A 22875-nucleotide genomic window follows, 5' to 3' on the forward strand; every position below is an offset into this window, starting at 1 on the left:
GGCGGTCCTCTGCACGCCATGATCCGAATGAGAGCATTCGGGGAGCGGGGTACGAACGTCTGTTATGGAAGGAGTGAACACTCAATGAGTAACCTTATTCAAGCGATCACGCAAGAACAATTGCGCAAGGACGTACCTAATTTCCGTCCGGGCGATACGCTTAAAGTACACGTGAAAGTCGTCGAGGGTTCCCGTGAGCGCGTACAGCTGTTCGAAGGCGTTGTTATTAAACGTCGCGGCGGCGGAATCAGCGAAACCTTCACGGTTCGTAAAATTTCTTACGGCGTTGGCGTAGAACGTGCTTTCCCAGTACATTCTCCGCGCCTCGAGAAAATCGAAGTGGCTCGTCGCGGTAAAGTTCGTCGCGCGAAACTGTACTACTTGCGCAATCTGCGCGGTAAAGCAGCACGTATCAAAGAAATTCGATAATTGGCGTCAGAGGAGGGCTTGGCGAAGTTCAAGTCCTCCTTTTTGCATTTCTATATGAAAGCTAGAGGCGATTGCGAATGGAACAACATCGGGATAATAAACCAAACGAATCAGCCGAAGGAACAATCTCTGTTTCCGATGAACATGCGGTTCGTGATCAACAGGTAGACAACGCGAGCACGGAAGGCGCGGATCCGGAATCGGGTTCGGGAGCTCCGAATAAACCGAAGTCATCGCGAGCGGGGAACGAAATAACGGAATGGATTAAAGCGCTAGCTATCGCGGGAATACTGGTATTCGTAATCAGATGGTTTCTCGTCAGCCCTTTTATCGTAGACGGACCGTCCATGCAACCGAACTTCTGGAATCGCGAAAGAATTATCGTCAACAAAATCATTTACGATATACGCGAGCCGAAACGCGGCGAAGTTATCGTATTCCACGTACCCGAAGAAGGCCGGGATTTCATTAAGCGGGTCATAGGCATACCGGGCGATACTGTTAAGGTTGAAGGCGATACCTTATACATAAACGGCCAGCCCGTTGAAGAAACTTATCTTAAGGGTGCATACGAGAAGGCTCACGCCGAAGGCGGCCTCTACAATAGAAACGACGGCGATTTCCCGAATACAGAATTCCCCGACGGCGTAGTGCCCGAAGGAACGGTTTTCGTAATGGGAGATAATCGCTCGAATAGCGAAGACAGCCGAATGATCGGCTACATCGAGACGGGTCGGATCGTAGGCCGCGCTGACTTGATCTTCTGGCCGATCAAAGATTTCAGTCTAGTTAAGCATTAACGACAGCGAGGGGAATCCCCTCGCGTTTCTTTCTGTAAGGGAGGTGTTTCACGATGACGATACAATGGTTTCCGGGCCACATGACCCGAGCGAAGAGACAGATCGAGGAAAAGCTCAAATTGATCGATGTCGTCTTCGAGCTGTTGGACGCCCGAATTCCGCAATCCAGCCGAAACCCGATGGTGGATGAAATCACTTCGTCGAAGCCCCGTTTGGTGCTGTTGAATAAAGCGGATTTGGCAGACCCTAAGCAAACGGCGGAATGGAGCGATTACTTCCGTTCGAAGGGGCTAGCGACGCACACGATCGACGCCAATGCCGGGACGGGAGTCAAAGATCTCGCGAATAAAGCGAAGGAATTGCTCCAAGAGAAAATCCAGCGTCAGATCGACAAGGGAATGAAGCCTCGTCCGGTGCGCGCGCTCATCGTCGGAATACCGAACGTAGGCAAATCCACGTTGATCAACCGTTTGGCTGGCAGGAATATCGCCATTACGGGAGACCGTCCGGGCGTAACCAAGGGGCAGCAATGGATTCGGTTCGGCGGCGAGCTGGAGCTACTCGACACTCCCGGTATTCTGTGGCCTAAATTCGACGATCCCATCGCGGGTTTCCGATTGGCCGCGACCGGAGCGATCAAAGAAGACGTCATTCATATCGACGAAGTGGCTTGTTTCGTACTGAAGGTGCTGGTAGAAAACTACGGGCCGGCATTGAAGGAGCGTTACGGCTTGGAGGGACTGCCTTCGGAGCTGCCCGATATGCAAGCGGCAATCGAAGTTCTGGAAAGCATCGGTAAGCGGCGGGGGTGTATCGTTAGCGGCGGACATGTCGACTACGATAAAACCGCTACGTTGCTGTTGAGGGATCTACGTTCGGGCAAACTAGGACGTATGACGCTAGAAAGCCCTGAAGCTTAAAAACATTATTGAATTGCAACTGCTGCCAGAGTGGATAATTCCGCTAGGGGCAGCTTTTTGTGTTGCTGAGGGCTTAAATATGGTAAGTTACGATTAACAGTCGACTACGTATGAAAACGTTAAAAAGGGGGGGGCGGCGAGCTTGAGTAAAAAAAATAAAAATAAAAGTCCCGGCGAGCCTATCCTTTTGCTGATCGACGGACAGTGCAATTTGTGTCATGGCATTACTCGTTTCGTCATCGCGAGGGATCCGGCGGCGACGTTCCGCTTTGCTTCGTTGCAATCCGGAACAGGCAGGCGTTTGCTGGAAACGGGTGGCTTGCCCACGACGGAGATGAATACGGTCGTCATGATCGATAACGGTCGGTATTATACCAAATCCACTGCGGCGTTGCGTATATGCAAGAATCTCGGAGGGCCATGGAAACTACTTTACGCGGGAATCGTCGTTCCGCCGGCCATTCGAAATCGGGTGTATGATTTCATCGCGAAGAGGCGCTATCGCTGGTTCGGACGACAGGATAGCTGTCTGATGCCGACGGAAGATATCCGCAGAAGATTTTTGCCGGACGCGTGGGGCGCGGAGAAAGACGACGGCTGATTTCACAAAATAAGACTTGGCTTTCGGCGGCTCATGTCGGAAAATAGGGATATGAACGGATTTGTCGGGAGGCTACACGTGGCTGTAGGGAGTTTAACTGAAGAGTACATAGATATAAATGTTCGGAGTTTAGGAGGCAATACATAGATGAACGGGAACGAGAATGAAAGCAATGCGATAAATCGCTTGGAATACGAAAGCGCGATTTGGTCTCAAGGTTTGACGGCGATTGCCGGCGTCGACGAAGTCGGACGGGGCTGCCTTTTCGGGGACGTCGTTGCGGCTGCGGTTATTTTGCCGGTCGGGCTCGTACTCGAAGAAGTTAACGACTCGAAGCAGCTTAGCGAGAAGAAACGGGACAGGTTATACGAACAAATAATAGAAGAAGCGGTGACGTGGTCGGTCGCAAGAATAGAGGCATCCGTCATCGATTCGATCAATATCAGGCAAGCGTCCAGATTGGCGATGAAACAAGCGGTTCAAGGTTTAGACGTCGTTCCGGAGCATTTGCTCGTCGATGCGGAAACCGTGGATTTAGCGATCGAACAAACGGCCATTATTAAGGGCGACAGCTTGAGTCAATCGATTGCCGCCGCGTCGATCGTGGCTAAAGTGACGCGGGACCGGTTATGTACGGAAGTGTGGGAGCAGATATATCCCGGATACGGTATAGCCGGACACAAAGGGTATGCGACGAAAGTCCACAGGGCGGCGTTGCTTGAACTGGGGCCGACCCCTTTGCATCGGAGGAGCTTTCTGAACAACTTATTCACGGAGCAGCAGCAACTATTTTGAGTTGGTTGGCGGTGGGAGGCTAGCGAAGCAACTCCTCGGGAGTTTCTATGAGCAGACCGAGCTGTAACTATAAAAAGTATGCTTACAGCGCATTTGAGATGCCCAGGTCGAGTTGTAACCATAAAAAGTATGCTTGCAGCGGATTTGAGATGCCCAGACCGAGCTGTAACCATAAAAAGTATGCTTACAGCGCATTTGAGATGACCAGGCCATGCTGTAACCATAAAAAGTATGCTTGAAGCGCATATGATTGCTGAATTCATTTTTGAGCTGGCAGGTAGCGTTGAAATCGAGTAGGATGATATGGATTGGAATAGTTGAGATTATGGAAAGGCTACTCAAGTAGACAATGAGAATATATTCATTCAACTGCGGCAGGGCTCATACCGATACATAAGATATAGGTTTTGCGAGGAGGAAGCGGCGTGAGCATGAATATCGGCCCGATGATTCGGGCGTTGATGGGCGAAGCGCAACCGACGGATGCCCGTTCGCTGGAGTTGAGAATCGGCCAAATCGTAAGAGGCGTGCTCATGGAGCTGCTTGAAAATCAAGAGGGTCTAATCAATATAAACGGCGTCCAAGTGAGAGCGAAGCTTGATGCGGAGATGCCGCTTGGCAGAAGCACGCTCTTGCAAGTGCAACCGGGCGGAGCCGGAGGGCTGGTCACGCTTAAGCCGCTTGCGGATTCGTCGGACGCCATGCCCGAAGAGGGGCTAAAGGACGTATTGAAAACGTTCGGTTTGCCGGAGCAGAAATGGGCGATGGAACTGTTACGGGGATTGAAGAGGGACGGGTATCCGATCGGGAAGGAGGCTGCGGCGTTTTTCCATACCGCGGCGTCTTTGAAGCCCGCAGGGGTGGATGCGGCATCTTGGTCGGACGCATCGGACGTGGCGTTCCGCAGAGGTCTCGCGCCAACGGAAACGACGCTGTCTTCGCTTCGGCAAGCATTGTTCGGGCAACCGATCCACGAAGAGCTCGCGAGCTTGCGCACGGCCGTGGACAGCTGGATGAGCGGGGCTAAAGCACCGACGCCCGAGGCGGCGGCATTGGGACAAAAGCTGCAAAGCCTACTAGCCCAAGGAGCCTCATTGCTTGCGGACGGGGAAGCTCAAATGGCGGGGGAAGAGCCGTCACAGAGCTTATCGAATCCGAAGGAACCAGATGCGGAGAAAGCGCAAGCCGCCAACTTGGCGAAGGAGCCGTTGGCCTCCGGCGTAAGAATGGCCGGCGAGCCGGCGATCAAGGCTGGGGCGGATGCCGCGGCAATGGCGAAGGGCGATGGCGCGACACGCGCGGGAGCAGGCTCAGCCGCGCCGGCTCCGGCGATCCAACCGGCCGCAGCCAGCGCGGCGTCGCCGGGCAGTTCCCAGCCGAGCGCGCAGGCTGCGGCCGGGCTTGCTGCGGCGGCGAATAGCGCCGCAGCAAGGGCTAGCGCGGGCGAGGAGGCCGTCAGCCTCCGCCCCGCGAACGGCGCCGACGCTGCGCAGCCGTCGGCGGCCAAACCGGAAGCGGCGTGGATAGGCCGCTTCCTGCAGTGGCTCGGCGTCGGGCATGAGCGCCAGCTCCTGCACGCGGCCGAGCCGCGGTTGCCCGGCGGCGACGCCGGGCTTCCTGCGGGCGCAGCCGCAGCTCCTGCGCCCGGGGCGGATGCCCCCGGGCAAGAGGCGCGGCCCGCCGCGGATACGCTCAAGGGCGCGTTGCTCGCCCTTGCGGCGCATGACGACGTGCCTCCGGCCCTGCGGGAAGCCGCACAGACGTTGGCCAATCAAGTGACCGGCCAACAATTGCTGCTTACCTCGGACCGGAACGCCGTAGCACCTTTCAGCCACATGACGCTGTTCGTGCCGATGAAGGGCCAGGACGGCGATACGACGGCCACCGTCCATGTGCAGACGCGACGCAGCCGCCGCGGAGAATGGGACATCGACAATTGCCATCTGCTGTTCGATCTGAGAATGAGGAACCTCGGCGATACCGTCGTAGACGTTCAGGTCGTCGATCGAATCGTTTCCCTTAAACTTCTTAGCGATTTTCCCGGTATGTCGGAATTGCTCGATCACGCTCGGGAGGAGCTGGCATCGGGAATGTCCACGGCAGGCTTTCAACTGCTATCCTTGTCGACTTCGCCCCTGCCGCAGTGGAAGAGCGGCTCGGCAGCCTCGTCGCTTCCCGCCGCGAGCATCGAAAAGTCCGCATTAGCCAGCGCGTATTCCGCCAAACCGTACAAGGGAGTCGACTATAGAGCATGAGCATGAACGGCGGCAACGGCAGCAAGCCCAACAAACGACACGTTCCCAAAAAAGCGGTAGCGCTCAAATACGAACCGGAGAACGGTTCCGCGCCTTCCGTCATCGCCAAAGGGCAAGGCGTAATCGCCGACGAGATCATGAAGCGCGCTTTGGAGAACGGCGTGCCCGTGCAGGAGGATTCCTCATTGGTTGAGGTTCTCTCCAAGCTTGATCTGAACCAAGAAATTCCGCCGGAGCTTTACAAGCTCGTAGCGGAAGTTCTTAGCTTCGTGTACCGGTCGGATCGCCGAGCCGGAATAAACGCCAAGACTAACAAGCCAATGTTGCCTTGAGGAGAGTAAGCTTATGGGAGAAGACTCGAGTTATCGATTGTCGCCTTCGCCGGCTTCCGCCAAGAACAGCAGAGCGGCGGTCGGGAAAGCGGGAGAGGAAGTGGCGGCCGCGCATTTGCTGCAATCGGGATACTCGGTGGAAGCCCGCAATTGGAGATGCCGATCGGGAGAGATCGATCTGATCGCCTTGGACGGTACGACGCTAGTCGTCGTCGAAGTCAGATCGCGAACGAATCCGACGAGGTTCGGGACGGCGGTCGAAGCCGTTACTCCTCGCAAATGCCGGCAAGTCCGAGAGCTTGCGACCATCTATCTCAAGCAACGCGGGAACGCTCCGCGGTCGATACGCTTCGATGTCGTCGCCGTTACTTTCCGCGATGATGGTTCCGTCATGGAGATCAAGCATATCGAGGGTGCTTTCTGAAGAGCCGCCGGTACTGATTCGAGCTTACGCGCCGTCACCAAAGCTTCCCTTTGCGGGCGGCTTTTTATTTTTGCTTTTTCAACCTTAAAGAATTGGATAAATTGTGGAACGCTTTAACCGCCGTCTGCGTAACAACTAAGGAACAATCGAAGATATCAAGGGAGGCACAAGAAAGAATGGAACTCGTCAAGATTCCTAAAAGGCCTAATAATCCATTGGATTTACCGCCGGGCTTACTAAAGAAAATCGCTTTTGGAGTCGCGGCTCTGCTCGTCATCATAATCGGGTATTCCTCGTTCTACACGGTGCAGGAGCAAGAAAGGGCAGCCATCCTCACTTTCGGCAAGTTCACGAAAGAGTCTTCGGCCGGTTTGCATTTCAAATGGCCCTATCCGATCCAGCAAGTCATAATCGTGCCCGCGGAGCTTACCCAACGAATCTATATCGGCTACCGTCAAGAAGGCGACGTGATTACTCCCGTCGACGAGGAAGCTTTAATGATTACGGGGGACGAGAACATCGTTTCCGCGGACGCGGTCGTCCAGTGGAAAATACACAATATTCAACAGTACTTATACAACATCGATAATCCGGAGCAATTCCTGCGCAATGCCGCAAGCTCTTCCATTCGTTCGGTCATCGGATCGGAGAAGCTGGATTACGCGATAACGGACGGAAAAACGGAAATTCAAGATAAAGTTCGCGTTAAGCTGCTCGAGCTTCAAGGGAAGTACAATACGGGCATGCAGATTATCGACATCAAGTTCCAAGACATCGAGCCGCCGATCGGCCAGGTGGCGGACGCTTTCCAGAAAGTAACGAACGCTCGGGAAGAGAAAAACACGAAGATCAATAACGCCGCCAAATACGAGAACGATATTATCCCGAAAGCGCGCGGGGAAGCTCAAGCGTTGCTCGAGAACGCGGAAGGCGTGAAGAAATCCCGTATTCTGAACGCGGAAGGGGACGTGGCGCAGTTCAACGCCATATACGCGGAGTATGCCAAGAGTCCGGGGGTTACCGAGAGTCGGTTAATCATAGAGACATTGGAAAAAATTATGCCGAAGGCGAAAATCTTCATTTCCGATTCCAGCAGCGATACGGTCAAATATTTGCCAATCAACGAACTGTTGCGTAATACGGGATCCTCTTCCGCTTCGGCAACGGGCTCTGCTTCCGGTTCCGGCGCTGCTTCCGGTTCCGGCGCTGCTTCCGGTGCCGCGGGTACCGCACAAGGAGGAACGCCTAAATGAGTAAAAAACTAATCCTGTGGGTCGTCGGAGTCGTCGTCTTCATTATACTGATCTCGGGCTCTCTGTTCATTGTCAAGGAAGGCGAATATAAGGTTGTCCTTAAATTCGGCGAAGCGGTAAGGGTTGAACAGAATCCTGGACTCTATATCAAAATACCTTTCGTGGAGAGCGTATCGAGGCTTCCTAAATATCAAATGACATACGAAAGCAATCCCACTTCGATTCTCACCAAGGATAAAAAACCGATTATCGTGGATAATTATACGGTTTGGAGAATCAGCGACCCTCAAGATTTCCTGAAAACCGTACAAACGGTGGGCGGAGGCGTGCAACGAATCGACGAAGCGGTATACAATACGGTTCGCCGCAAGCTTTCGGAAATCAATTATGATAATATAATTAGTGAGAATACCGAACGAGGCAACATCAACGACGATATCACGCGCGACGTCTCGGACGCGGTCATCCGGGACAACTACGGTATCGAGATCGTCGACGTACGAATCAAACGCACGGATTTGCCCGAAGGAAACAAGCAGAGCGTCTACAACCGGATGATCTCGGATCGAGAGTCAATCGCCGCGCGTTATCTGTCCGAAGGCGACGAGGAATCCCGCAAGATTACGTCCAAAGCCGACCGTACGGCTACCGAGCTGTTGGCGCAAGCCGAAGCGGACGCTAAGAAAATCGTGGCGCAAGGCGAACAAGAGGCGGCGAAAATATACAATGAAGCCTACGGCAAGAGTCCTGAATTCTATTCCTTCTACCGCACGCTGCAAAGTTACGTGACTACGTTGGAGAACGAACCAGTGATCATGTTGCCGATCGATTCGCCGTACACCCGAATTCTTCTTGGCAAATAACAGAAGCAAACGAGCAAAGGGTGAATGAATCTGAGCAGCAACTTACCGCTACCGATGGAGCAATTCAAGAGATTCAAAGACGAGATCACCCGTTTCATGATGATGTACAAATTCGCGCTCGACTCGTTGGAGACGAAAATCGAGATTCTCAAAGAAGAATTTCATTTCCTGCACGATTACAATCCGATCGAGCATACGAAGTCGCGGCTCAAGTCTCCGGAAAGCATATTGAGCAAGATTAACCGCAAGCGTTTGGATATTTCCTTTCCAAGCATCAAGAATAGCATTAAGGATATCGCCGGGTTAAGAATCACTTGTTCGTTCGTTACGGATATTTACCGTATCAGCGAAATGCTGCGAAGCCAGAGCGATCTTACGATCGTAGACATGAAGGATTACATCAAGAATCCGAAGCCTAACGGGTATCAAAGCCTTCATATGATCGTAGAGGTTCCGGTATATATGTCCGACAGGCACGAGAACGTGTGCGTGGAGGTGCAAATCCGGACGATCGCGATGGATTTCTGGGCGAGCCTGGAGCATAAGATCTTCTACAAGTACAACGAAGCGGTGCCGTTAAGGCTGCTTCAAGAGTTGAAGGAGGCCGCGGATTCCGCGGCAGCCTTGGATAAGCAAATGGAGCGACTTCATAACGAAATTTCCGAAATCAAGGAAAATCAGGAAGAAGAAGCCGCTAACGGTTCGAAACGAATCATCATTCGCGATCAAGAGTTTCAAATTCCGGCGGCGTTGCTGGAACTAATCGACATCGGACAAGGAAAAGAATAGTTGCTTCATGCTAACGGCAATACCCTCTTTCATCGGAGGGTATTGCCGTTTTGCGTTATTCAACCGCCTGGTCCAAGCAACGATAGCCGATAGCCTCCGCGACGTCTTCCGATCTTATCGATTCTCTATCCGCCAAATCGGCGATCGTGCGGGACATCTTCAATATCCGGTCATGAGCGCGGAAGCTGAGTCCAAGCTGCTCGAAAACTTGCTGGAGAAGCATCTCGGCATCGGAGGACAGCTTTGCGTATTTTTTTAATAAAGGCCCTTGTAGTTGGCTGTTCCACTGGATGCCGTGTTTGGCATAGCGGGATTTCTGCCTATAGGCTGCTTCCAAGACGATTTCCCTAGCCTGGGAGGAGGACATACCGGATTCTGAAGTTGCTCGTACCGTCTGACGAGGCAATTCGACTTGCAAATCCAGTCGATCCGCCAGAGGTCCGGACATGCGCGCCCGATAACGCGCGATAGCGATAGGCGTGCATGTACAAGGACGGTCATGAATGCCGCCGCCGTTGAATCCGCACGGACAGGGATTCATTGAAGCCGCCAGCATGAAGCGGGCAGGGAAGCGGCAAACGCCGCGCGCTCTCCCGATCGTGACCTCCCTATCTTCCAGAGGTTGTCTCAACGCTTCCAGGCACATTCTCGAAAATTCGGGCATCTCGTCCAGGAACAGAATGCCATGATGTGCTAACGTAACTTCTCCGGGCTTCGGAATGGATCCTCCGCCGATGAGTCCGGCTTGCGAGATCGTATGGTGCGGAGCGCGAAATGTACGTCGGCGGATTAAGCCGGACCGAAGTTGCCCGAGTTTCCCGCAAACGCTGAATATTTTCGTCACGGACAGCGCTTCTTCATCGGTAAGCGGAGGCATAACCGTCGGCAATCTTCGGCACAACATCGTTTTACCGGTTCCGGGAGGTCCGACGAACAGCAGGTTATGCATTCCGCTGGCTGCGATAATTAGTGCCCGCTTTCCTTGTTCTTGCCCGATGACGTCGGCTAAGTCCAACTCGGCTTCCTGCGGAGCGGAGAGTTGCGGATTGAGGTTTGCTCCGCGCGAAGCGATAGACTCCGCATCGATTTTCGGATCATCGACGAATCCATGTATCCACTCCGCCAGGGATGAAATGCCGAAAACATCGATTCCCGATATAAGAGAAGCCTCGACTACCGAGGAATGAGGGACGACGACCCGGCGTATTCCCGCGCGGCGAGCGAGCTCGGTCATCGGCAATACGCCGGGTACGTTCCTTACCGTTCCGTTAAGGGAAAGTTCGCCGATGAACAATGTATCTTCAAGTAAGCCGGCGTCCACTTGACCGCTCGCGCACAAGATGCCGGCGGCGATTGCCAAGTCGAACGCGCTGCCCTCTTTGCGAAGATCCGCGGGAGCGAGGTTAATCGTGATTCGGTCCATCGGGAACTTCATGCCGCCGTTCTTGATTGCCGCACGCACGCGCTCAACGGATTCTCTTACTGCGGAATCCGGAAGTCCAACAACCGAAACCTGCGGTAAACCGGAACAAATGTCTACCTCGATCTCAATAAAACGCCCTTCCACGCCTAAGACGCTCGCGCTTAGCAACTTCACATACATAACAAAAAGCACCTTCCTCCGACGTTAGTTAACGTACGGGAAGGTGCTTCCTTCCGAATCGACTTCCATATGCGTCCAGTCTACCTCGCTAAGACGGATGTGTCAATCCCGAGGAAATGATCTCGGACACGATGTAATTACTTGCAAGAAGTCATTAGATAAAATTATCCCTTCATAATGGATTAGGTAACTTACCACAATTTACTAATCCTACTATAATTGACATTGGAAGCGAATTAAATATATTTTAGGAGGCACGCGATTCATGAGAAAAAGTCTTCTATTGATTGTGCTCAGCGTGATTCTTGTGGCGACAACGGCCATAAGTTCAGTGGGCGCAGCAACAAAAAGCATAACCATCAAGGTACGTCATACGCAATTGGGCGAGTCGAAACAACAACGACTTAATATACTTAACGATGTTTTGAAGAAGGTTCAAAAGGAAGTTCCGGGCGTACAATTCAAGTTGGACGGCGTGGACTCCGACGTAAACCGCAAAGAGAAACTGCGTTCGGAAATGGTCATCAACAATCCTCCGCCGATTTTCGACCTGTTCGGCGGCTCCGACACTCAATTGTACGTGCAAGCTGGAAGACTGCTCGATCTTACGCCTATTCTTAAAGAGCTCGGCCTGCAAAATAAATTTATATCTTTAGGCGAATTTACGGTAAACGGCAAAGTATACGGTTTGCCGATCGGCGGCTATCAAGAAGGGTATTTCTACAATAAAGAATACTTTAAAGCCAAAAACCTTAAGATCCCACAAACGCTGGAAGACCTTGAGAAATTAGCCGACTCTATAAAAAAAGACGGGAAAACACCGTTTGCCCAAGCTTCCAAAGCGGCATGGGTTCCGTTAATGGCAGCCAATACGTTGTGGGCCCGTTATGCCGGTCCGGATATTAGCGCCGGATTCTCGACAGGAAAAACCAAATGGAACAGCCCGGAAATGGTAGCTGCTTTTAATAAATACGCGGATTGGGTGAAAAAAGGCTATTTCAAAGAAGGCGAACTCGGTCTAGAATACGCGGAACAGCGCAACCAGCTCATTCGCGGCGAAGCCGCTATGATGTACGATGGTTCATGGGCATCCAGCGTGTTCGCGGATCCTAAGCAAGCCGGGGATTTGACGAACAAAATCGGATACTTCCCGATGCCGAAAGTATCGAACGGCAAAGGAAGCCAAACCGCGGTGAACGGCGGTTTCTCCAACGGTTACGGCTTCTCGGCCAAAGTCAAAAAGGATAAAAAGCAAATGGCCGTCATTAAATCGTTTATTAAAAACATGTACAACGACGAAATGCAAATTCGCGGTTTGGAAGCGGACGGCGTCCTGCCATCCATGAAAGTAGACGCGGGCAAGTTGGCCAAAGCCAAAGTTTCCGATCTAGTGAAAGAAATCATCGCCGTTGGAAACAAATCGAGCGGCGCCTTCCCTGCTTTCGATTCTTTGGTTCAACCGGACGTCAATACGGCGCTTAGCGAAGGAATCCAAAAATTAATTGGCGGGAAAATCACGGCAAAGGCGATGCTGGACGGCGTTCAAAAGGTTCAAGCCGAAGCCAATAGCGCAGACGATTAAACGAGTAAGAAATAGGTTGAAAAGTACCACCCGCCTTAGAGTGGGTGGTACTTTTTATAAGTAAGGATCGATATGGATGATGTCTGATCATCACGGAGGTAACGATGAATAAAGCGCTTAGAAGCCCGTGGACGTATGCGTTGTTTTTGTTGCCCGTCATCGTGCTTTATATCCTGTTTTTCATTTATCCGATGTTCGCGGCTTTCATCAAAGGCTTTACGAATTGGAACGGCGTCGAAGCGGCCCGATTTAACGGGTTGAACAACTTCGAGAAAGCGATAACGGACGATAAATTTTGGAGCGCCGTCAAAAATAACGCTTATTTCATTCTGTTTTCGGTTGTCGTGCAAGTACCCGCGATCGTCTTTTTCTCGCTGTTGATCAGCAACGTAAAGAAACTCAAGGGATTATATAAAACGGCGGTTTTCGTCCCCTCCGTCATGTCTACGGCGGTGATCGGCATTTTGTGGAGCTTCATCTACGAGCCGGATATCGGCTTGTTTAATTTGATTCTCATGAAACTCGGCCTGCAGCCCGTCATGTGGTTATCCGACCCGAATTGGGCCATGTTCTCGATCTTAATAACAAATGCTTGGCAGTGGACCGGATTCTATATCGTCATGGTTCTCGCCGCGATCTTATCGATTCCGAGGGAAATCGACGAAGCCGCGATCGTCGACGGAGCGGGAAGCTTCATGCGCGCGACCCGAATCACGGTGCCGCTCATCACTCCCATCATATCCGTTGTCATCATGCTCTCCATCGCGGGCGCGATGAAAGCGGCCGATATTGTCATCATCATGACGAGAGGCGGTCCGGGGGGAGCAACGGATGTCATGTCAACCTACATGATTAAATACGGAATAACGAATATAAAATACGGATACGGCAACGCCATAGCGGTATTGATTTTCGTTTTCACGTTAATTCTTACCGCGTTATACCAATTGCTGATTGCCAGAAGAATTGAAAGGGTCGAATACTCATGACGATGACGGTAAGATCGGTGCAAAAGAGTATCAGCCATATTATTTTACTAATCTATGTGATCGTGATCCTTTACCCGTTCCTGTTCGTCCTCTTTTCTTCAGTAAAGTCGGATAATCAGGCGATTGCGAGCAATCCGTTCGGTTTCCCTTCATCTTTTCATTTTGAAAACTATTACGAAGCATGGGTGAATGCGAAAATCAGCGTTTACTTTTTGAATAGCTTGTATATCGCAACTCTTTGTTCGATCGCGACAATTGTTTTTGCGGCCATGGCATCATTTGCAATTACGAGGATGAGGTTTTGGAAATTGAGCAAAGGGATGTACCAATTTATCTTGATCGGCATGCTCATTCCCAGTAATGCCTTATTGCTGCCTATCTTCATTATGTTAATGGATGCCGGGATATTGGACACCCATTTGGCGCTCATCATCCCCTATACCGCAGGGGCAATACCTTTGAACGTCATCATTTTGTCGGCTTTTATGCGCTCGATTCCGAGCGAACTCGAAGAAGCCGCCGTAATGGATGGTTTGAGCGCAAAGGGCGTTTTCGCAAAAATCATTTTTCCCCTTACAATCCCGGCACTGGTGACTGTATTTATCCTGAACTTCATTGGGAACTGGAACGAGTTTCTCCTTGCGAATTTCTTCATCTCCACAGATGAACTGCGTACTCTGCCCGTCGGTATGGTCGGATTCCGCGATACCTATAATACGAATTACGCGCAAATGTCGGCGGGGATCGTATACAGCGTCGTTCCGGTTATGATTATTTACGCAGTTCTGCAAAAACAAATTATCGAAGGATTAACCGCAGGCAGCATTAAAGGCTGATCCCCGTATAAGTCAGCATTTGACGTACCCTTGCGGTGCGTCTTTTTGTTCGTTGAATCCGGCCCACGGCCTATCAGATCTTGATTATAACGATCTCTTTCGCCGTAAGATCGGGAGCTTTTCCCTTTTCAAAGGCACCTCGGATATCGACGGACCGGGTTAAATTCAGTTTGACGGACGAGCCTGCGGATAAAAGACCGACCGTCGACAGGTTGCCCTTTTCATCCCGTACAATCGTTCGGTCGGTCAGCTTCACCGTGCAAACGTAGCCGATACTGTCGATGCCGCCCTTTTTCCCTTTATTGGCTTCATCGGAACAAGCGACCAACAAACTATCCGAGCGAACCTCTTCGATATGCGTTTCGAAGGAACTCGTTGCCCTGCCGCAACCGGCCGCTATTATGCAGCAGAGAATGATCCATATTATTGCTAACCGTTTCATGGAAATTCCTCCTTTACTACCCATTAATGACGTAACGTCTGCGGGGAATGTTCCGCGGGAACCGGAATAATAACCCGATGAATAGCAAAAGCTATATATGTTTGCCTTGTTCCCATATCAATATGAGATGAAACCATTGCCAAATTAGACTAATAAATTGATGAAAAAGTGAGGAACCGTTAATCAAATAGTGTTACAATGGTGAAGGTTTTGTTACATAAATTCATTTGTGTGACAGCTATGGGCGATAAATCGAATCGCTAACAGAAAGTCACCTGTGACGAATGCGTTCGGCTTTATTGCCGTTTACGACATTCGCACTCGATATTAAAGCGCACAACGGGAGGATGCCAGAGTCATGAATATTCATGAGTATCAAGGCAAGGAAGTCTTGAAACAGTATGGCGTTAACGTGCCGCGCGGCAAAGTGGCGTTTACCGTCGAAGAAGCCGTAAGCGCCGCGAAAGAACTCGGAAGCGCGGTAACCGTCGTTAAAGCCCAGATCCATGCGGGCGGACGCGGTAAAGCCGGCGGAGTTAAAATCGCCAAGAGCGTGGAAGACGTAGCGGTTTACGCTAAAGAATTACTCGGCAAAGTATTGGTCACGCACCAAACGGGTCCTGAAGGCAAAGAAATCAAACGTCTTCTGATCGAAGAAGGCTGCGACATTAAGAAAGAGTATTACATCGGCGTCGTCGTCGACCGGGGAACCGGACGCGTCGTTATGATGGGCTCGGAAGAAGGCGGCATGGATATCGAAGAAGTAGCCGCTCATTCTCCCGAGAAAATCGTCAAAGTCGTTGTCGATCCCGCTGTCGGACTTCTGAGTTTCCAAGCCCGTCAATTGGCTTACGACATTAAGATTCCTGCAGGTCAAATCAACAAAGCGGTGCAATTCATGCTCGCGTTGTACAAAGCGTTCGAAGATAAAGATTGCTCCATCGCCGAGATCAATCCTCTCGTCGTTACGGGTTCGGGTGACGTTATGGCGCTCGACGCCAAGCTAAACTTCGATTCCAACGCTTTGTTCCGTCATAAAGACATCGTCGAGCTTCGCGATTTGGACGAAGAAGACGCGAAGGAAATCCAAGCATCCAAATTCGATTTGTCCTACATCGCCTTGGACGGCAACATCGGCTGTATGGTTAATGGAGCCGGTCTTGCAATGGCAACGATGGACATTATTAAATATTTCGGCGGATCGCCTGCTAACTTCCTTGACGTTGGCGGCGGCGCAACGAAAGAAAAAGTAACCGAAGCGTTCAAGATTATCCTTTCCGACCCTAACGTCAAAGGGATTTTCGTTAATATCTTCGGCGGCATCATGAAGTGCGATATTATCGCCGAGGGCGTCGTGGCTGCGGCTCGCGACTTGGGTCTGGATCGTCCGCTCGTCGTCCGTCTCGAAGGCACGAACGTAGCATTGGGTAAAGAAATCTTGAACGGATCCGGCCTGAACATCGTGGCTGCGGATTCCATGTCCGACGGCGCGAAAAAAATCGTGTCGCTCGTGCAATGACTAGGGAGAACCTACCGGGGAGTGTATAATCATGAGTATTTTGATCGATAAAAACACCAAGGTGATCACCCAAGGCATCACGGGCGCAACGGGAAATTTCCACGCCAAGGGTGCATTGGATTATGGTACGCAAATGGTTGGCGGAGTCACGCCTGGTAAAGGCGGAACGAACGTCGATTTCAACTTGGAGAATGGCACGACCGTATCCTTGCCGGTATTCAACACGGTACGCGAAGCCGTTGACGCAACTGGCGCGACAGCGTCCGTTATCTACGTCGCTCCTCCGTTCGCGGCTGACGCGATCATGGAAGCGGTAGATGCCGAGCTTGACCTCGTTATCTGTATTACGGAAGGAATTCCGGTGCTTGATATGGTTAAAGTTACGCGCTTCATGGAAGGCAAGAAAACTCGCCTGATCGGACCGAACTGCCCTGGCGTTATTACGCCGGGAGAGATCAAAATCGGTATCATGCCTGGTTATATTCACAAGAAAGGCCATGTAGGCGTTGTTTCCCGTTCCGGAACTTTGACTTACGAGGCGGTTCATCAACTGACTTCGAGCGGAATCGGACAATCTTCGGCGGTAGGCATCGGCGGAGATCCGGTTAAAGGCTCCGAGTTTATCGATATCCTTAAGCTGTTTAACGAAGATCCGGATACGTATGCGGTCATCATGATCGGCGAAATCGGCGGTACGGCGGAAGAAGAAGCGGCTGAATGGGTGAAAGCGAACATGACGAAACCCGTAGTCGGCTTTATCGGAGGCGCTACGGCCCCCGCAGGCAAGCGCATGGGACATGCAGGCGCGATTATTTCCGGCGGCAAAGGAACTGCGGCAGAGAAAATCTCCGTACTCGAAGCTTGCGGCATTCGCGTTGCTCCGACACCTTCCGACATGGGCGCGACTCTTGTCGCCGTTCTCGAGGAAAAAGGCTTGCTGGAAAAATGCAAAGGTTAATGGTACATTGAGCTTATGTGAAATTTGAGCTTCTTAATAAGAAGCTTTCGGCAAGGCAAGCAGCCTTCTGCCCCCTCATCGAGGGAGTGGGAGGTTTTTTTGCGTTCTTGCGATTGCCCATCCATGGATAAGGAGCGATGTTCATATGGCGGAAGAGAAAAACGGATCCGTTCCGGCGGTAACCCGATCGGAAGCGCGGCAAACGGGGATTACGAGAGAGACGTTGATAGCTTTGCACGAAACGGATGGCGTGGGCAGAATCTCGATTGCGACGATCCTCTTGCATGGACTCAAGAAAGGAAAAGATTCGTTGAAGCACGCTTCCCATTTCATGCCGATGGATTGGAAGGATATGGGGCTTCATGCAAGCCAAGCGAGCGCGATCGTGGCAAGCTTAACGCCGGAAGCCGCGGTAAGACGAGCTCGAAGGCATGAGACGCGGGAGATGAAGGTTGTTACCTATCTGGACGAGGAATACCCCGATTTGCTCTACCAGATCAATGATCCTCCTTGGATACTTTATTACAAGGGGAAATGGGAGTTGACGTCCAATCCGGCGATCGCGATCGTCGGAACGCGTCTGGCTACAGGATACGGACGCAAGATGACGGAGGATATCGCGGCCGGCTGCGCGCAGCGCATGACGGTCGTTAGCGGTCTTGCCAGGGGTATCGATGCCGCGGCCCATTCCGGCGCCTTACGCGGCGATTACGGGACGATCGCGGTATTGGCCGGGGGCGTGGACGTCTGTTATCCGCCGGAGAACAAATCCTTATACCGGGAGTTAGCCGTCCACGGCCTCATTATCTCCGAAAGTCCTCCGGATACGATCCTTAAACCCGGTCTGTTTCCCTTGCGCAACAGGATTATCGCCGGTTTGTCGTTCGGAGTCATAGTCGTGGAAGCAGCCCAAAGAAGCGGGGCTTTGATCACGGCGGATTTGGCGCTAGGGTACAATCGGGACATTTTCGTCGTTCCTGGTCAAGTGACGTCGCCCCGTAGCAAAGGAGCACTGGAATACTTCAGGAAAGGGGCGAACCCGGTTCTGGACGAGTCGGATATTTTCCAGGCCTATTCCCATAGATTGCCTCCGAGAGAGCTGTTCGCGATTAGTCTGCCGGAAACCGCAAGCGCTGATTCCGAAACGGCCGTCCTTACTCCCGACGAAAGTCGCATCTATAATATTTTACTCGATCAGCCTTGTTCCAGAGACGATCTTACGGTACAATCCGGGATGACATTTGGACATTTACACTCGGTTCTGTTATCTTTACAGATAAAACGACGGATTCATCAGCAACCCGGTTCCGTATATCATGTCCTTTAATGAAGACATTTGCACATAGGCACAAGGACTTGTCGACCGTAGGAGAGGAGGAATGGACGTGGCGGATTCACTCGTTATCGTGGAATCACCGGCTAAAGCCAAGACGATCGGAAAATATTTAGGAAGCAAATTTATCGTCAAAGCGTCCATGGGGCACATTCGCGATTTACCCAAGAGCCAGATCGGGGTAGAAGTGGATAACGATTTTTTGCCTAAATACATTACGATTCGAGGCAAGGGGAGCATTCTGAAGGAGCTCCGCGATGCCAGCAAGAAAGTCAAAAAAGTTTATCTAGCGGCTGACCCCGACAGAGAGGGCGAAGCGATCGCATGGCATTTGGCGCATTATCTCGAGATAGACGAGAAAGACGCATGCCGCGTCGTGTTCAACGAAATCACGAAACAAGCGGTCAAGGATGCATTTAAGAATCCTAGACCGATCGATATGGATTTGGTCAATGCCCAGCAAGCAAGGCGGGTGTTGGACCGTCTCGTCGGATACAAGATCAGCCCCCTATTATGGAAGAAAGTCAAAAAAGGGTTAAGCGCGGGCCGGGTTCAGTCGGTTGCCGTTAAGCTTATTTACGACCGCGAGAACGAGATCAACGCGTTCATTCCGGAAGAGTATTGGAGCATAACCGCGCATCTGCTAAAGGGGAATGCTTCGTTCGAAGCCAAGTTTCATTCGCTGAACGGAGAGAAGAAAGAGCTAACGAGCGAGTCGGACGTGAAGGAAGTGCTCGCCCAGCTAGGGACCTCCGGCTTTACCGTCGGAGAAGTGAAAGAGAAGGAAAGGCAACGCAATCCTTCGCCTCCGTTCATTACGAGCTCCCTTCAACAGGAAGCGGCGCGCAAGCTTAATTTCAGAGCGTCCAAGACGATGCAGATCGCCCAGCAGTTATACGAAGGGGTCGATCTCGGAAAAGAAGGAACAGTCGGTCTCATCACTTACATGCGTACGGATTCCACGCGAATTTCTCCGATCGCGCAGGAAGAAGCCAAAGAATTTATCGAAGGCAAATACGGCGAGAAATTTTATCCGGAAACGCCGCGCGTGTACACGAAGAAGAATGCCGGCGCACAAGACGCGCATGAAGCGATTCGCCCGACATCCGTACTGCGGGATCCGGAATCCGTTAAGGCTTTTACTTCTAAAGACCAACTGCGCTTATATAAGCTAATCTGGGAACGATTCGTCGCCAGCCAAATGGCGTCCGCCGTTCTGGATACGATGACGGTCGATCTAGCCGATGGGCCTGTCGTATTTCGCGCGAATGGTTCGAAGCTGAAATTTGCCGGATTCATGAAGGTGTACGTCGAAGGCAACGACGATGGAACGACGGACGAAGACCGTTTGCTTCCCGCTTTAGCCGCAGGCGACAACGTAAACTCCGATCAAATCGAACCCAAGCAGCATTTCACCCAGCCGCCGCCGCGTTTTACGGAAGCAAGACTGGTTAAGACGCTTGAGGAACTCGGTATCGGACGCCCAAGCACGTACGCTCCGACGTTGGAGACGATCCAGAAACGGAACTACGTTGCTATGGAAGAGAAGAAATTCATTCCGACGGAGCTTGGCGAGCTGGTGATCCAACTCATGGAGGAGTTTTTCCCGGAGATACTGGACGCGGAGTTCACTGCCAACATGGAAGGCGACTTGGACCATGTCGAGGAAGGGACTCAGGATTGGGTTAACGTTATCGGGGATTTCTATAAATCGTTCGAGGTGAGATTGAATTTCGCCGAAGAAGAGATGAAGGAAATCGAAATCAAAGATGAGCCCTCCGACGAAGTATGCGATAAATGCGGAAGCCAAATGGTTTATAAAATGGGACGCTTCGGCAAGTTCCTGGCATGCTCGGGTTTCCCGAATTGCCGGAATACGAAACCGATTATCAAGGATACCGGCGTTCATTGCCCGAAATGCGCGGAAGGCCAAATCGTCGAAAGGCGAAGCAAGAAGGGGCGCATGTTCTACGGCTGCAACCTCTATCCCGAATGCGACTACGTCTCTTGGGATAAGCCGGTCGCGAAGCCGTGTCCTAGCTGCGGCGGGATGATGGTGGAGAAGCGCGTCAAAGGCGAAATACAATATCATTGCACGGTCTGCACCCACTCGGAGAACGTCGACGACGCGGAAGAGGCCGCAGAATAACAGCTAGGCTGCTTAGGAGGTTTATCGCTTTGAATGAAGTCCAATCCGTTACGGTGATCGGCGCGGGTCTTGCCGGCAGCGAGGCCGCTTGGCAAATCGCCAAGCAAGGCGTACCCGTCACGTTATACGAGATGCGTCCGGTTAAGAAAACGCCTGCCCATCACACGGGCGAGTTCGCCGAACTGGTATGCAGTAATAGTCTAAGAGCAAACGGCCTAGCCAACGCGGTAGGCGTATTGAAGGAAGAAATGAGAAGGCTGGATTCCCTAATCCTGTCGTGCGCAGATCAGCACGCGGTACCTGCCGGAGGAGCTCTAGCGGTAGATCGCGACGGATTCTCGGCCGAGGTTACCAAGCGGCTTCGCGAGCACCCCCTTATTACGGTCAAGAACGAGGAAGTCACGCAAATCCCTCAAGAGGGTATCGTCGTGATCGCAACGGGTCCTCTTACGTCTCCGGAGCTATCGGAAAGCATCAAGCAGCTGATGGGCGAAGAATACTTTTACTTTTTCGACGCGGCGGCACCTATTGTCGAGAAGGACTCTATCGATCTGGACAAAGTGTTTTTGGCATCGAGGTACGACAAGGGCGAAGCCGCTTATTTGAACTGCCCGATGACGGAAGCTCAGTTCGATGTTTTCTACGAGGCTCTGACGACCGCGGAGACGGCGGAGGTCAAGGATTTCGAGAAAGAGATGTATTTCGAAGGCTGCATGCCGATCGAGGTTATGGCCAAGCGGGGCAAGCAAACGGTATTGTTCGGTCCGATGAAGCCGGTAGGCTTGATCGATCCACGTACCGGAGAGAAGTCGCACGCCGTCATTCAATTACGACAGGATAACGCTGCAGGGACGCTGTATAATCTCGTAGGATTCCAAACTCATCTGAAGTGGGGAGAGCAGAAACGGGTTTTCTCGTTGATTCCCGGCCTCGAGAACGCGGAATTCGTTCGTTTCGGAGTGATGCACCGCAATACTTTTATCAATTCCCCTAAGCTTTTGAAAGCGACCTATCAATTCCGAGGAAGAGATTCGCTCTTCTTCGCGGGGCAGATGACGGGCGTTGAAGGATACGTTGAATCGGCCGCTTCCGGCTTGATCTCCGGGCTAAACGCAGGAAGGCTAGCCAAGGGCATGGAGCCCCTGACGTTGCCGGACCATACGACACTGGGAAGTATGGCGAATTACATTACGACGGCCGATTTCAAGCATTTCCAGCCGATGAACGCGAATTTCGGTCTTTTTCCGCCCCTCGGTCACCGCGTGCGCAGTAAGAAAGAGAAGAACGATGCGATCGCTGCGCGTGCTCTTGCGAGCATCGACGAGCTAAACGCGGAGCTCAAGCATAGTTCCGTTTTGTAACCTATCAAGCAGCGGCAGCGTATATCTCCATAAGCCGCTGCTTTTGCGGCTTTAATAACAACAATGATCGGGAGGTTCAGCCCATGGATATGAGTTTTCATGCCACGACGATTTGCGCGGTCCGGCATAACGGGAAAGGCGCGATCGCGGGCGACGGACAGGTAACTTTCGGCAACAGCATGATCATGAAAAATACGGCGAAAAAAGTTCGCAGGCTCTATCGCAACCAAGTCATAGCCGGATTTGCGGGTTCGGTCGCGGACGCGATTACGTTATTCGAGAAGTTCGAAGGGAAGCTGGAGGAGCATCATGGCAACCTGCAACGCGCCGCGGTTGAATTGGCCAAGGATTGGCGTTCGGATCGGGTGCTTCGCAGGCTGGAGGCAATGATGATCGTCGTCGACGCTACGGGCATGCTGCTATTGTCCGGCAACGGCGAAGTCATCGAGCCGGATGATGGCATTCTGGCGATCGGTTCCGGCGGAAGCTTCGCTTTAGCAGCCGCGAGAGCGCTCAAAAAACACGCTCCTGATATGGACGCGAAGCAGATTGCGCGCGCGGCATTGGAAACGGCCGCGGAAATATGCGTATTCACGAACAATAACCTGATCGTCGAGGAAATAGGATGATGAACCTTGACAA

22 protein-coding genes are annotated in these 22875 nt (G+C 52.0%); 20 read left to right on the plus strand and 2 right to left on the minus strand.

Annotated elements, in window-relative coordinates; translation table 11 throughout:
* Nucleotides 1-84: 84 nt before the first annotated feature.
* From rplS to DFP95_RS02485, 11 genes are all read left to right on the plus strand, one after another.
* Entirely contained in the window at nucleotides 85-429 is a 345-nt protein-coding gene (gene rplS, locus DFP95_RS02435; RefSeq protein WP_115990952.1) for a 50S ribosomal protein L19, read from the plus strand.
* 77 nt (nucleotides 430-506) lie between these two features.
* Nucleotides 507-1229: a signal peptidase I gene (lepB, locus tag DFP95_RS02440; protein WP_115990953.1), complete on the plus strand. Its 723-nt coding sequence runs from the start codon at nucleotides 507-509 to the stop codon at nucleotides 1227-1229.
* Nucleotides 1230-1282: 53 nt separating this feature from the next.
* Complete coding sequence (ylqF, locus tag DFP95_RS02445; protein WP_115990954.1) at nucleotides 1283-2149, plus strand: ribosome biogenesis GTPase YlqF; 867 nt, start codon at nucleotides 1283-1285, stop codon at nucleotides 2147-2149.
* A 142-nt stretch (nucleotides 2150-2291) separates the two neighbouring features.
* Nucleotides 2292-2750 carry a thiol-disulfide oxidoreductase DCC family protein gene (locus DFP95_RS02450; protein WP_115990955.1) on the plus strand — a complete coding sequence of 153 codons (459 nt, stop codon included), beginning with the start codon at nucleotides 2292-2294 and terminating at the stop codon, nucleotides 2748-2750.
* 147 nt (nucleotides 2751-2897) lie between these two features.
* Nucleotides 2898-3545: a ribonuclease HII gene (locus DFP95_RS02455; protein ID WP_115990956.1), complete on the plus strand. Its 648-nt coding sequence runs from the start codon at nucleotides 2898-2900 to the stop codon at nucleotides 3543-3545.
* A gap of 425 nt (nucleotides 3546-3970) precedes the next feature.
* Nucleotides 3971-5800, plus strand: a complete 1830-nt coding sequence (locus tag DFP95_RS02460) for a hypothetical protein (RefSeq protein WP_115990957.1) — start codon at nucleotides 3971-3973, stop codon at nucleotides 5798-5800.
* The gene (locus tag DFP95_RS02465; protein WP_245987301.1) at nucleotides 5797-6132 is read left to right on the plus strand and encodes an EscU/YscU/HrcU family type III secretion system export apparatus switch protein; all 336 of its coding nucleotides are present in this window, start codon (nucleotides 5797-5799) and stop codon (nucleotides 6130-6132) included. The genes DFP95_RS02460 and DFP95_RS02465 overlap by 4 nt, the downstream gene beginning before the upstream one ends.
* A gap of 13 nt (nucleotides 6133-6145) precedes the next feature.
* A complete protein-coding gene (locus DFP95_RS02470) occupies nucleotides 6146-6556 on the plus strand; it encodes a YraN family protein (protein WP_115990958.1) in 411 nt (136 codons plus the stop codon).
* A gap of 176 nt (nucleotides 6557-6732) precedes the next feature.
* The gene (gene hflK, locus DFP95_RS02475; protein WP_115990959.1) at nucleotides 6733-7809 is read left to right on the plus strand and encodes an FtsH protease activity modulator HflK; all 1077 of its coding nucleotides are present in this window, start codon (nucleotides 6733-6735) and stop codon (nucleotides 7807-7809) included.
* On the plus strand, nucleotides 7806-8672 hold the full coding sequence (gene hflC, locus DFP95_RS02480; RefSeq protein ID WP_115990960.1) for a protease modulator HflC: 867 nt from the start codon (nucleotides 7806-7808) through the stop codon (nucleotides 8670-8672). Before hflK ends, hflC begins: the two co-directional genes overlap by 4 nt.
* A 24-nt stretch (nucleotides 8673-8696) precedes the next feature.
* Entirely contained in the window at nucleotides 8697-9461 is a 765-nt protein-coding gene (locus DFP95_RS02485) for a GTP pyrophosphokinase (protein ID WP_115990961.1), read from the plus strand.
* Between the two features lie 55 nt (nucleotides 9462-9516).
* Here the strand turns inward: DFP95_RS02485 and DFP95_RS02490 are convergent, their stop codons facing one another.
* A complete protein-coding gene (locus DFP95_RS02490; protein WP_115990962.1) occupies nucleotides 9517-11064 on the minus strand; it encodes a YifB family Mg chelatase-like AAA ATPase in 1548 nt (515 codons plus the stop codon).
* A 265-nt stretch (nucleotides 11065-11329) separates the two neighbouring features.
* On the opposite strand from DFP95_RS02490, the gene DFP95_RS02495 reads away from it, so the two are divergent.
* The 3 genes from DFP95_RS02495 to DFP95_RS02505 all read left to right on the plus strand — a co-directional run bounded on the left by DFP95_RS02495 (nucleotide 11330) and on the right by DFP95_RS02505 (nucleotide 14471).
* Complete coding sequence (locus tag DFP95_RS02495; protein WP_115990963.1) at nucleotides 11330-12646, plus strand: type 2 periplasmic-binding domain-containing protein; 1317 nt, start codon at nucleotides 11330-11332, stop codon at nucleotides 12644-12646.
* 104 nt (nucleotides 12647-12750) lie between these two features.
* Complete coding sequence (locus DFP95_RS02500) at nucleotides 12751-13635, plus strand: carbohydrate ABC transporter permease (RefSeq protein ID WP_115990964.1); 885 nt, start codon at nucleotides 12751-12753, stop codon at nucleotides 13633-13635.
* Nucleotides 13632-14471, plus strand: a complete 840-nt coding sequence (locus DFP95_RS02505) for a carbohydrate ABC transporter permease (protein ID WP_245987302.1) — start codon at nucleotides 13632-13634, stop codon at nucleotides 14469-14471. The genes DFP95_RS02500 and DFP95_RS02505 overlap by 4 nt, the downstream gene beginning before the upstream one ends.
* Nucleotides 14472-14544: 73 nt before the next feature.
* Here the strand turns inward: DFP95_RS02505 and DFP95_RS02510 are convergent, their stop codons facing one another.
* The gene (locus tag DFP95_RS02510) at nucleotides 14545-14913 is read right to left on the minus strand and encodes a hypothetical protein (protein WP_115990965.1); all 369 of its coding nucleotides are present in this window, start codon (nucleotides 14911-14913) and stop codon (nucleotides 14545-14547) included.
* Between the two features lie 358 nt (nucleotides 14914-15271).
* On the opposite strand from DFP95_RS02510, the gene sucC reads away from it, so the two are divergent.
* The 6 genes from sucC (at nucleotide 15272) to hslV (ending at nucleotide 22862) form a co-directional block, all read left to right on the plus strand.
* The gene (sucC, locus tag DFP95_RS02515; protein WP_115990966.1) at nucleotides 15272-16432 is read left to right on the plus strand and encodes an ADP-forming succinate--CoA ligase subunit beta; all 1161 of its coding nucleotides are present in this window, start codon (nucleotides 15272-15274) and stop codon (nucleotides 16430-16432) included.
* 31 nt (nucleotides 16433-16463) lie between these two features.
* Nucleotides 16464-17390 carry a succinate--CoA ligase subunit alpha gene (sucD, locus tag DFP95_RS02520; RefSeq protein ID WP_115990967.1) on the plus strand — a complete coding sequence of 309 codons (927 nt, stop codon included), beginning with the start codon at nucleotides 16464-16466 and terminating at the stop codon, nucleotides 17388-17390.
* A gap of 145 nt (nucleotides 17391-17535) precedes the next feature.
* Nucleotides 17536-18717, plus strand: a complete 1182-nt coding sequence (gene dprA, locus DFP95_RS02525; protein WP_115990968.1) for a DNA-processing protein DprA — start codon at nucleotides 17536-17538, stop codon at nucleotides 18715-18717.
* Between the two features lie 58 nt (nucleotides 18718-18775).
* Nucleotides 18776-20872 (plus strand): type I DNA topoisomerase, encoded by a 2097-nt coding sequence (topA, locus tag DFP95_RS02530; RefSeq protein ID WP_115991347.1) that lies wholly within the window; start codon nucleotides 18776-18778, stop codon nucleotides 20870-20872.
* 29 nt (nucleotides 20873-20901) lie between these two features.
* Complete coding sequence (gene trmFO / locus DFP95_RS02535) at nucleotides 20902-22233, plus strand: FADH(2)-oxidizing methylenetetrahydrofolate--tRNA-(uracil(54)-C(5))-methyltransferase TrmFO (RefSeq protein WP_115990969.1); 1332 nt, start codon at nucleotides 20902-20904, stop codon at nucleotides 22231-22233.
* Nucleotides 22234-22316: 83 nt separating this feature from the next.
* On the plus strand, nucleotides 22317-22862 hold the full coding sequence (gene hslV / locus DFP95_RS02540) for an ATP-dependent protease subunit HslV (RefSeq protein ID WP_115990970.1): 546 nt from the start codon (nucleotides 22317-22319) through the stop codon (nucleotides 22860-22862).
* Nucleotides 22863-22875 lie beyond the last annotated feature (13 nt).

This window comes from Cohnella lupini (assembly GCF_003386205.1).
Classification (GTDB): Bacteria; Bacillota; Bacilli; order Paenibacillales; family Paenibacillaceae; genus Cohnella; species Cohnella lupini.